Source organism: Propionispora hippei DSM 15287 (genome assembly GCF_900141835.1).
Lineage (GTDB): Bacteria > Bacillota > Negativicutes > Propionisporales > Propionisporaceae > Propionispora > Propionispora hippei.
Map to the genome: position 1 here is coordinate 34743 of NZ_FQZD01000028.1, position 12709 is coordinate 47451.

At 45.7% G+C, this 12709-nt stretch carries 3 protein-coding genes; all 3 read left to right on the forward strand.

Going from position 1 to position 12709, the window contains the following annotated elements:
• The first annotated feature begins 64 nt into the window (after positions 1–64).
• Positions 65–832, forward strand: a complete 768-nt coding sequence (locus F3H20_RS14265; RefSeq protein WP_149735585.1) for a hypothetical protein — start codon at positions 65–67, stop codon at positions 830–832.
• A 474-nt stretch (positions 833–1306) separates the two neighbouring features.
• Complete coding sequence (locus F3H20_RS14270; RefSeq protein ID WP_188128348.1) at positions 1307–1846, forward strand: RDD family protein; 540 nt, start codon at positions 1307–1309, stop codon at positions 1844–1846.
• Positions 1847–2316: 470 nt separating this feature from the next.
• Positions 2317–12709, forward strand: a 10393-nt coding sequence (locus tag F3H20_RS14275) for a S8 family serine peptidase (protein ID WP_188128349.1), incomplete at its 3' end; no start/stop codon positions are given.

The window sequence follows — 12709 nt, forward strand, 5'->3', positions numbered from 1 at the left end:
AAGTGGTATGGGGAATTAGAGAAATTTAGTATTTTAACAATATATAGGGAGGTAGGGGAAACTAATGGGGTATAGTGTTATCGTAAAAATTGCCACTGCGGGCGCTAGATACCAAGAAGAGAATGGAGAAATAATTCAATCTCTGACTGGACACGTGTGGTTGACGTTGAGAAATGATGAGACGGGTCAAGAATTTAATTTTGGCTTTCATCCATCAGTAGAGGGAAGCATGTACACTAGCCCGGGTTTGGTTAGAAATGACGATTGGCGATATCTTGATGTGACATATCAAAGAAGCTTAGCTGTGAGTGCGAACCAATATAATACGTTGTACCAAAATTGTCAGGCAGCTCGTGCGGATAATACTTTTGGAGATTATATAGGTGGATGGAACGCATGCCCAGATTTTGCATTTCAGGAGTTATGGCAAGCTGGAATAGGCACACAGTCACTGTCTCTTGATGGGACTAACATGGCCTATGATACTCCACAGAGTCCTAGTGCGTGGCCAGCAGCTAACGTATCATTACTGAATGCTATGGCAAACTATAATGAACGATATATTGCACCTGCACTTGAGGGCAATTATAATGATTTGCGTGATAGAGTAAGTCAATTGGATGAAGGATACGCAATGATAGTGGGGGGCGGCTTATGGGAAGGTAAAGTTCCTGACGATTATATTTTTCAAGGTTGGGTTACGGATGGTAGTGGTAAAACATATCCAAGTTATTCTCCTCCGTATGATAATGTCCAAAGCACCATCAACGTCACCACCACAACCAGCATTACCACTCCTGCCCAGATTACTACGGGGGGACGGTTCTTATGATTCTGAATTGAGTAAAAAATGACAACTCTGAAAACGTAAAAAGAAAGTACCTAATCATTAAAAGAACTGTCTTGCAATAAATGTCAATAATCGACAAAAAAATACAGTAAATACTTTTATTTTAATTAAAGGAATATAATGGAACAAAGAGAATGTATTACAGTACGATTTTTCAAAGGAAATTCAAAGAAAATATAATATGAGAACCAGGCAGGAGGAGTGTTAAGCGAGTTTGAGGAAGGATGAACTATTTTGAACCTTCACTCTACAAAAATAAAAGTTTTCAAGCGAGGGGCTAGTAGGAAGATCGTGTGGCGTAATAGCAAAAATTGTCAACAGGGAATGTCCACTTCTGTCTCACTTCCAATTTCCGTAATATAAAAAGATCGTTTGATGGTCATGGATAACAAGAATAAAAGTATACACATTTTGATGAGAATCCTTAATTTGTAAACATGGAGAGGAGGTACAATTTTGATTAATAATAAACAAATTTTGAATAATCATTTACCTGCAGCTTTATTCTCAAGATTAATTGCAGGCCTTATAGATATTATCTTCTTTGCTATATTATATGCAATATTAGTATTGGCATCCTTATTTGTTATTGGCTTTGTGGGAGGTGGTATATTTAGGTTAGTAAAACCAACTATAGCTTATCAAAATTATTTGGATGTCACGTCGTATGTAACAGATATGATTATAAATTCATCAATATTTTATTTAGTATTATTTTTAATAAGTATATTGATTTTTTCAATATTTGAATACTCTCAAGGGAAATCTCCAGGAAAGAGATTGTTCAATATCAACATTATTAAAATAGATGAAAAAAATTTGAAGTTAGAACATATAACATTAAGAAATCTATTTAAATGCTTGAGTATCTTATTTATAGGAATGGGCTATATTAGTTGCTTTTTGAACAGTAGGAGACAAGCTTTGCATGATAAGGTAATGAATACGATGATAATTAGATATATTAGTAATGAGCATGGGAGGGAAACGAAATGACTGAATTACCTAAAGAATATCCTACAGCAGAAGAAATGACTGCAATGATTAATGATATTGATAATAAGCTGAAAACTTCAGAAGATTATTATCAAAGCCATAAACCAGTAATAGATTATTTAAAAAAATGGACAATGGAATCATTTAAAGTATCTTGGGCTGCCAGTGGAATCCTTCTTCAATATTACTATCAACTGTCAAGTACCCCGACTCAAGCTTTTCTTACCGTGAAATTGGCAACATATTTAATAGCGACAGGTGTAATTATAATGCCTGACTATTCTCTTACTATTTCTAATTCTAATAAATCGTGGAGTGATTTATTAAAAGAAAATGATTTCGATACATTCCTAAATCAGAAAACTTATATAAATTACGAGAATGATGGAGGTAAAATAAATTTAGTCCACACGGACCCCAATAACTACTACGTGCAGGTTACATTACAACCTGGCGACGGATGGGATAAATTGGAACAAATCTATGGAGACGGGGTGCGGACCTTACCTCAATACAATCAGATAGTAAATCCGAATACAGTTCTTCAAATACCGGTTACAATTAGTGAACTGGAGAATATAACGCATAATGGTCAGTTAAGATCAGGGGATACTGTTTATGGTGTTATTGGTAAGGATGGTACTTATTCGGATGCGGCATCTCACTTGCCGATAGGTATTGAATCTGGTGATTTAGAAAAGTTGAATACGATAGCAGCCGGTTCATTAGAAATTGGAACAACAATAAAATTAATTGAAGTGCCTGGAAGTGTGACCAACACCATCAACGTCACCACCACAACCAGTATTACCACCCCTACCCAGAATACGGCTGCCGGGGAAACCGATGCAGTTAACAGTGTCAATCAAGGCATTGTGTATCAGGATGCCAGCACGACGATCAGTACAAACAACGCCTGGAGCTTGAATTACGGCACCAGTATTACCGATCAGTATATAAACTCGTTTACTTCCAATTGGTATTCACCGGGGAATGTGAATATCAATCAAAAATACACCTTTGAGCCGCTCAGCATTGCCGATCTGGCCTACCAGGCAATCCATGGCACCCAGGTGAATACCTATGGCAACCAAACCTTTTTCCCGATTGACCCGCTCGTTTTGGATCTCAATGGCGACGGCGTTAAGCTGACTGATTATGCCACGAATCCTGTTTTATTTGACGCCGATCATGACGGCAAGCTGGAGCAGACCGGCTGGGTTTCATCCGGGGACGGTATTGTGGTTGTCGACCGCAATGGCAACGGCAAGATTGATGATATGTCGGAAACTCTTTCCGAATATTATAGCGGACAGGCCGGAACCAATGGTGATACCGGTACCAAACCTTACAAGAATGGCTTTGATGCGTTGGCCAGTCTGGACTCCAACCATGACGGTATATTCAATGCCGGTGATGCGGCCTGGAACAGCGTTAAGGTTTGGGTGGATGCCAATCATGACGGAAAATCCTGGGATGATGTCAACAATAACGGGGTGATTGATTCCGGTGAGGCGTCGGAGTTAAAAAGCCTGACCGAGCTGGGGATCACCGGCGTTAGTCTGGTTAGCACGACCCAGTCAGGAAAAGTGCTGAACGGCAATGAGGTGCTGGCCAGCGGCACCTTTACGGAATGGGTGGATGCCAACGGCCAGCCGGTGCCTGCCGGTACGACAGGGGCTGCTTTGGTTACCAGGGAGGCTGTGGCCGCCAATTTTCTGGCTAATCCCAACGGCAGTACGTCCACTGTAGCCGGCAGTGGACTGCTTGTCAGTACGGAAGACGGAGAGTCCACAGTCAGCGCCTATGTGGCCGGCGATGGCGGCGAAGTGATTGATGCCGCTGCTCTGGGGGTGCGAAACCTTGTAGGAGGAACAGGAGATGACACTCTGCAAGGGGATAACCAGAATAATATGTTGGTCGGTGACGGCGGCAGCGATATCTTTTACGGCGGGGCCGGCGATGATATCCTGATTATTGACGGCGATGACCGGCAGGAGAATATTCACGGCGGGGCCGGCACTGATATTGTTCAGGTGGTGGGGGACAAAGGTGTCCGGCTGAATCTGGCGCAGGCCGAAGTGGAAGTTGCCCAGGGCGGCCGCGGCGCCGATGTTTTCATTGGCGGCGGGACAAGCACGGTTTACGTGGACGGCGGTGATGGCGACGACATTCTGATCGGCGGCGCCGCCAACGATGTGATCAATGGAGACGATGGCAACGATTATATTGATGGCGGCTATGGCAATGATGTTTTGCGAGGCAACCGCGGCCAGGATATTCTGTACGGTGGCGGCGGTGATGATTATATGGAGGCCGGACAAGGTGATGACGCACTGTATGGCGGCAGCGGCAACGACGTCCTAAAAGGCGGGGAAGGCGACGACATGATTGACGGCGGTGACGGTACCGATGTCGTTGAATACACCGGCAGCTACAGTGAATACCGCATTACCCGGACGGATACTGGCGTCTTCATCAGCGATACCGTCGCCGGCCGTGACGGCACCGACTTTGTAAAAAATGTGGAAAAGGTTAATTTCAAAGATGTTAGTCGAGTTGATCTTCCCAGCGGTGCAAATGTAGGAATGGAAGGCGCAATGCCGGTAAAGGATGTGCTTACGGCGGATAAGAACGGAGCGGCCTTTGACCGCAGCACGGCCCATCTCATTGCCGCCAGCCAGTTGTTGGCCAATGATATTGACTGGCAGGGGGATGCTCTTCACATTACCGGTCTTTATGACGTGCAAGGCGGAACGGCGACTATCACGCAGGCGGGAGACATTCTGTTTACGCCTGATCCGAACTATACCGGGCTGATGGCCTTTAAATACACGGTGGCTGACAGCAAGGGAAATTGTACCGAAGTAGTTCAGACCAAGGCCGGAGTGGCCACTGGGACGACCGCTCCCATGCGGGCGGCCGTATATCTGAAGACGCCGGAATTACCTTCCGATCCGCTGGTGGTGGATGAATGGTATCTTTCGGAGGCCAACATTCTGCCGGTATGGAAAAATTATACCGGTCAGGGTGTCCGGATCGGGCAGTTTGAGCCGGGAGGCGCTTTCGCAGTGACCAAAGAGGTGCTTGACTATACCCATTACGATCTAAAAGACAATATAGATCCTAACTGGTTGGCGGCTGCTACACCGGGTAATTTGGCCGGGGAGGGCGCCGAGGGCCGGTACAGCGACCACGCCACGATGGTAGCAGGCGTAATGGTGGCCTCCCGCAATGGTCAGGGCAGTGTAGGCGTTGCTTATGATGCTACGGTGGCCGGACACTGGATTAATGCTCAAGATTGGTCTGGCCTTTCTCATATGAAGTGGTACGATATTGCCAACAATAGCTGGGGGGGATCAGTTAATTTTGGCTTGACATTTACCCCGACTGGGCTCGGCCAGATTGCCACTCCTTATCTGGAAGCAGCGAGAGATGGGCGCAACGGTCTGGGTACGGTGATTGTAATGGCAGGGGGAAATGAACGCCAGCAAGGGGGAAACACAAACTACGCCAATACCGGTAATAACCGGGTATCAATTACTACCGGAGCGATCAATGCCCAAACAGATTTGGGTATGCTGCAGGTGGGGCAAGCTCCATTTTCGAATCAGGGAGCTAATATTCTTGTTTCCGCACCCGGTTCTAATATTGAGTCTACCTCGCGGATGATTCAGGGGGATAATGGCAGTATCTTCGGCTCCGATACGACCACGTCGCAGGGGACAAGCTTTGCTGCGCCCATTATATCAGGTATTGTGGCGCTGATGCTTCAGGCAAATCCAGAGCTTGGTTATCGTGATGTTCAAGAGATTTTGGCTCTTTCGGCTAAAAAGGTAGCTGATTCGAATACTGACTGGACAAATAACGGGGCAACAAATTGGAATGGGGGAAGCATGCACGTCTCCCATGATTATGGTTTTGGAGAGGTGGATGCCAGGGCTGCGGTGAATCTTGCTGAAAATTGGACGACTCAGCAGACTTTTAGCAATGAATATTCCCTAACCACGCAACCGTCATCAGGCACAATTAACATGACAATTCCCGATGGCAGTGCCGATGGAATTATAAGCACGCTGACAGTTCCGGAAAATAATATTCAAGTTGAACATGTTGAAATTCGAGTAACCCTTACGCATCAATGCCCCGGTGATCTTATTTTGAAACTGATTTCGCCATCCGGGACAGAATCCGTTTTAATGAATCGACCGGGAAAATCGCCCAATGATGTAAATGCGCGGGGTGACATGACGTTTAACGGTTCCGATACGCTTGATTATGTATTTACAACTACCCGGGATTGGGGCGAAACCGCGGTAGGGACATGGAAACTCCAGGTGATTGATACTGTGAGTGGCAGTGTCGGTACTTTAAGCAGTTGGAGTCTTAATGTATATGGAAAAGAAGGTTCACTTGACAACCAGTATGTTTATACTAACGAGTTTGCATCACTTGCCGCCAGTGATGGCCGTAACGTGCTACATGACACTAACGGAGGTATAGATACTATTAATGCTGCCGCAATTGCGAGCGCAAGCCGGATTGATTTGGCGGCGGGCAGTGCTAGCTTAGCTGGAGTTGCACTGACTATAGAAAATCCGGACGGAATTGAAAATGCGATCGGCGGAGAATTTAATGACACTCTAATTGGCAATGCAGCTAACAATATTCTTGTGGGCGGTCGCGGCGATGATGTTCTTTCCGGTGGTTCCGGTAAGGATGTATTATTTGGTGGAAGTGGCAATGACATAATGAGCGGTGGATCAGATGGGGATTTATTTGTAATTGCCGAAGAAAGTGGAAGTAGTGATGTTATCCCTGATTTCTCAGCTGATACAGATAGAATTGCATTGTCCGGATTAGGGGAAAGTGCCTCATCTGTATTAACTTTTACCCAAGAGGGTGCGGATACTCGTGTGAATATTGGCAGCAATCAATCGGTGCTGCTCAAAAACGTAGAGGCAAATACGTTGTCTACTAATAATTTTATAAGTATCGGTGAAGGAATTACTCCTCGTGATCTAATGAGTAGTAATGCGTATGCCTTTGGCAGCGATTCATCAGATGGAAAGACGGAACTTCCAGATGGACTGGATGTATCATATTGGGCCGGGGATGGCGAAGATACTGTGTTCGGAGGGAATGGTAGTGACATAATTTATGGTGGCGCTGGCGACGATGAATTGTATGGTGAAAAAACAGGAGGAAATATAGGGAGTGGAAATGATAAAATCTATGGCGGAGCCGGAATTGATGTGATTTTTGGCGGAGCGGGAGACGATACTCTGTCCGGCGGTGACGACATTGATTATGTTTGTGGGGATGCAGGTAATGACACTATATTTCTTGAGGGAGACCAGGGGCTGAGCAATTTGGCTACTACAAATTTTCTTGCGCAGCATATAACAGTTACAGAAGGACAATTTACCGGAGGGGCTGTTGCTGGCGGCAGCGGTGATGATCATTTTGTTGTGGTTGAAGATACATCGGCGTCAGCATCCCAAGGACTGATGAAAAACTTAATCGATGATTTTGAAGTGACTAACCAGAATGAAAAAATTGATCTTTCGCACATTCGTGAAGTGAAATCCTTTGACGATCTTAACTTTACGTCACTTACCGTTAATGGGCAACCGTTTTTACGGGTTTGGCTTGGCCCTATGGCTGTTGGTACCCAGTACATTTCCCTGTTTAATATAACGGCAGACCAGCTTTCGGCAGCTAATTTCATTTTTGCTGAACCAGATGCCTTTCCGGCGACGGCTCATCCTTTGCTTCAAGGGACTGATGGCAATGATGTACTGATCGGTGATGCCGGTGGGCAGACACTGGATGGTGGGCTGGGCGCTGACACGATAGAGGGGCGTACCGGAGACGATACGTATATCGTGGATAATGCCGGAGATATTGTCCAGGAAGTGGCCGGCGGAGGTTATGATACGGTAAAGACGAGTGTATCCTATGTACTCCCCGATGAGGTAGAGGAACTTGCACTGACTGGGACGGCTAATATTAACGGTACAGGCAATGCCCAGAGCAACCGGATTGCCGGTAACAGCGGTGATAACGTGCTTGACGGCGGAAGTGGCAGTGATGTTTTACTTGGCGGTATAGGCAATGATACCTATATTGTGAATGATGGGGCCGACCGGATTATTGAAAATGCCGACGAAGGAACGGACACAGTGCAAGCCTCCGTGTCGTTTACTTTGGCCGACAATATTGAAAATCTCACGTTGACCGGTACGGATGCGGTAAATGGGACCGGCAATGCGCTCAATAACGTGCTGATGGGAAACAGCGCCGCAAACAAGCTGGATGGGGCGCAGGGCGCCGATACCCTGATTGGTGGGGCGGGCAGTGATGTTTATCTGGTGGATAATGCAGGAGATGTGGTTGTTGAAAATTCGAATGAGGGAATAGATACGGTTTATGCGACCATTGATTATACACTGGGGGCGAATGTGGAAAATCTTATTCTCGCCGGAGCGGCCGTCAATGGGACGGGCAATACGCTGGCTAACGAACTAACCGGCAACGGGGCAAATAATGTTCTATCCGGCGGCGGTGGCGATGACTGGCTGGATGGTGGTGCCGGTGCCGATATGCTGGTTGGTGGTAGCGGGAATGACAGCTTTATAGTTGACAATGCCGGCGATGTGGTAGTCGAAAACGCTGATGAAGGCAGTGATACCGTCTTTTCATCCATAACGTATAATCTGGGGAGCAATGTAGAGAATCTGATGTTAACCGGGATTGCGAACACGAATGGCACCGGCAATACTCTGGATAATGTCATGTTTGGCAACAGCGGGAACAACGTGCTAACCGGTGGAGTGGGCAATGATATTCTGGATGGCGGCACCGGTGCCGATACGCTGCTTGGCGGTATTGGTGATGATACCTATGTTGTAGATAATATAGGCGATATCGTGGCGGAAAACATGGGAGAAGGCACGGATACTGTAATGTCCGGTATCAGTTATGTCTTAGGGGCCAATGTGGAAAACCTCACATTAAGTGGCAGTGGTAGCATAAACGGTACCGGCAACGAACTGGATAACACAATAACAGGAGGTTACGGGAACAATATACTATCCGGTGGCTCAGGGAACGACACGCTCAACGGTGATTTTGGTGCGGATACCATGACTGGCGGCATGGGTGATGATGAATATGTCGTAGACAATATGGGCGATGTAGTGATTGAAAATACGGACGAAGGCATGGATACTGTAGTAGCTAGGATCACTTACGCTTTAGGAGCCGATGTGGAAAACCTTACCTTAAGTGGCAGCGACAATATTGATGGTACAGGCAATGAGCTGGCTAATACGATCGTCGGCAATAGCGGCGCTAATGTATTGACGGGTGGTACCGGGGACGATATTCTTGATGGCAGTGCGGGTGCGGATACTCTCCTTGGTGGTACCGGCAACGATACCTATGTGGTGGATAATATTGGGGATAGGGTTAATGAAGGCACAGATGAAGGAATAGATTGCATACAGTCATATGTTTCCTATACACTGGGTGACAATATAGAGAATCTTGTATTGTCCGGCGCAGCGGGTATCAATGGGCAGGGGAATGCATTAGATAACCAATTGATTGGCAATAGAGGCAATAATGTGCTGGACGGTGGTACAGGTGCGGATACTCTTATAGGGGGAACTGGTAATGATACCTACATAGTAGATAATGCTGCAGATACGGTAATCGAGAATGAAGGTGAAGGAACAGATACCGTACAGACTTCACTGACCTATACGCTGGGAGTCAACATTGAGCATTTAACTCTGACCGGTACGGCGGACATCAGCGGAACAGGTAACGAGCTGGATAACGTGCTTTTTGGCAACAGCGGCAATAATGTATTGATCGGTAGAGCGGGGAATGACATTCTAGATGGCAGGGCAGGCGTTGATACGCTGCTTGGCGGTATTGGCAATGATATCTATGTGGTGGATAATGCTGCAGACGTGGTAATTGAGAATCCTGATGAAGGTATTGATACGGTACAGAGCTCGATAACCTATACGTTGGGAGCCAATGTTGAGAATCTGACGCTGACCGGTAGTGCAGCCACCAACGGGACTGGGAATGAATTGGATAATGTACTGATCGGCAATAGCGGTGTCAATGTTTTAACCGGCGGTGCAGGCAATGACACATATGTTGTAAATAATGCGGGAGATTTGGTTATTGAAAATGCGGGTGAAGGCACGGATACCGTGCAATCAAGTATTACATACATGCTGGGAGACTATGTAGAGAATTTGACCCTGACCGGCACTGGGCGGATTAATGGGACTGGGAATACGTTAAATAATGTATTAATCGGTAATGATGGCGGAAATGTGCTTGATGGCGGAGAAGGCGCGGATACACTAATTGGTGGTAGGGGAAGTAATATTTATATCGTGGATAATGTCAATGACGTTGTTATTGAAAACTACTCCCGAAGTACTAATACAGTACAATCATCAGTTAGCTATACCCTTGGAGCGTATATTGATAACCTGACGTTAACCGGCACAGCTAACAGTAGCGGGACAGGAAATAAAATGGATAATTATATTATTGGTAACAGCGGTAACAATGTGCTGGATGGAATTAGCGGTTGGGATACGATGGCTGGTGGTCTTGGCAATGATACTTACATTGTGCACAATATCTGGGATAAAGTAATTGAAAATGCCGGGGAAGGCATGGATACAGTACTACAGTTGACCGCCACATACACTCTTAGCAGCAATGTTGAAAATTTGGTGCTTATGGGGACAACAGCAAATTTGGGGATAGGTAATGCCTTAGACAACATGATCATAGGTAACAGCATTGATAATACTTTAACCGGTGGGATCGGCAATGATACAGTAGATGGTGGTGCTGGAAATGATTGTATATTGGACGATGGAGGAGATGACACATATATTTACGGAAGTGGTTATGGAAACGATACGATATACGGCTCCTGTGGCCTTTCCGACAAAGATACAGTGAAATTTGGAGTGGGTATTACTCCCGAATCGTTTGAGTACATAGACGATACTTCGATTTTTCAGTTAACATTGAAACTGAAAAGCACCGGAGAAACGCTTACTTTAAAAAATTGGCGTTTTGGAACGGATTATCAATTCAACCAATTTCAGTTTGCAGATGGCACCATAATCACGGCAGAGCAGATTCAGTCCATGATAACAACTTATTATGGTTCTGCCTATGCTAATTGTATAAACGGAATCGACAATAATGAAAAGATGTATGGTCTTGGTGGCGACGACCTTCTTTCCGGCAATGGTGGAGATGATCTATTAGATGGGGGAGACGGTAATGACGGCTTATTTGGGGGGCAGGGTAACGATACCTTATACGGCGGGAATGGCAATGATCAACTCTGGGCTGGTGCTGGTAATGATATTCTCGACGGCGGGGCTGGCGACGACTATTTGCAAGGCAATGCAGGTGACGATACTTACATTTATGGATTTGGTTATGGCAATGACAGAATTACTAGTTCCGATGATACTGGCAATAATTTAGTACAATTTGGTGCAGGGATTACACCGGAATCATTTGAATATCTGGCGACGAGTAATGGATTGGTTTTAAAATTAAAAGACAGTGGGGAAACGTTGACTATTGAGGATTGGTTCCAGAATAAAAGCAGTACTATCAAGCAGTTCAAATTTGCCGATGGAACGGTAATGTCTGATTTGCAGATTACCTCCAAGCTGGTAACCCTTCAAGGAAATGATAGTGATGAAACGTTGCAGGGAACTAGCTCCAACGATGTAGTTGGTGGTTTTGGCGGCGATGATTTGCTGTATGGGAATGATGGGGATGATGTTCTTCTTGGCGGTGGGGGTAATGATATATTGGACGGCGGGATAGGCGCGGATACGCTGATCGGCGGTGGGGGAAATGATATTTACGTCGTGGATAATATCAACGATGTTGCCATTGAAAACGACTCCCAGGGCACGGATACAGTACAAACATCAGTTAGCTATACACTCGGGGCAGACATTGAGAATCTGACGCTGACCGGCACAGCTAACAGTAGCGGAACGGGCAATAAATTGGACAATTATATTATTGGCAATAGTGGTGATAATGTGCTGGATGGAGGTACTGGTTGGGACACGATGGCTGGTGGTCTTGGTAATGACATTTATATTGTCGATAATGCCAGGGATATGGTAACAGAGAATGCTGGAGAAGGCATGGATATAGTACAGGCATCCATCACGTACACCCTTGGCAGCAATGTTGAAAATTTGACACTTATAGGTGCAACCGCAATTAATGGGACTGGTAATAGCTTAGACAATGTTCTTCTAGGCAATAGCGTCAATAATACGTTAACCGGCGGAGCCGGCAATGATACTCTAGACGGAGGTGCAGGTGCGGATACTCTGTATGGCGGTACCGGCGATGATCTTTACCTAGTGGATTATGCCGGAGATGTAGTAGTAGAAGATGCCAATGAAGGTATCGACACAGTACAGTCCAGTATTAACTATACGCTAGGAGCCAATCTGGAAAAACTGACATTGACCGGTATAGCCAGTATTGGCGGCAATGGCAATACATTGAACAACGTTCTGATCGGTAACAGCGCTAGCAATATTCTCGACGGCAGTATTGGCGCGGATACTCTACTTGGTGGCTTGGGCAATGACATTTACATCGTAGATAATACTGGCGATGTGGTGTCTGAAAACGCTAAAGAGGGAACTGATACTGTGCAGTCCAGCATCACCTATACCCTGGGGGCCAATGTAGAAACCTTGATCTTAAACGGCAGTGCCAATATTAATGGGACAGGCAATACATTGGATAACATGATTACCGGTA

What these genes read in the sequence shown, in the direction of transcription:
- F3H20_RS14265 (WP_149735585.1), top strand. Translation starts at nt 65, where the DNA reads ATGGGGTATAGTGTTATCGTAAAAATTGCCACTGCGGGCGCTAGATAC.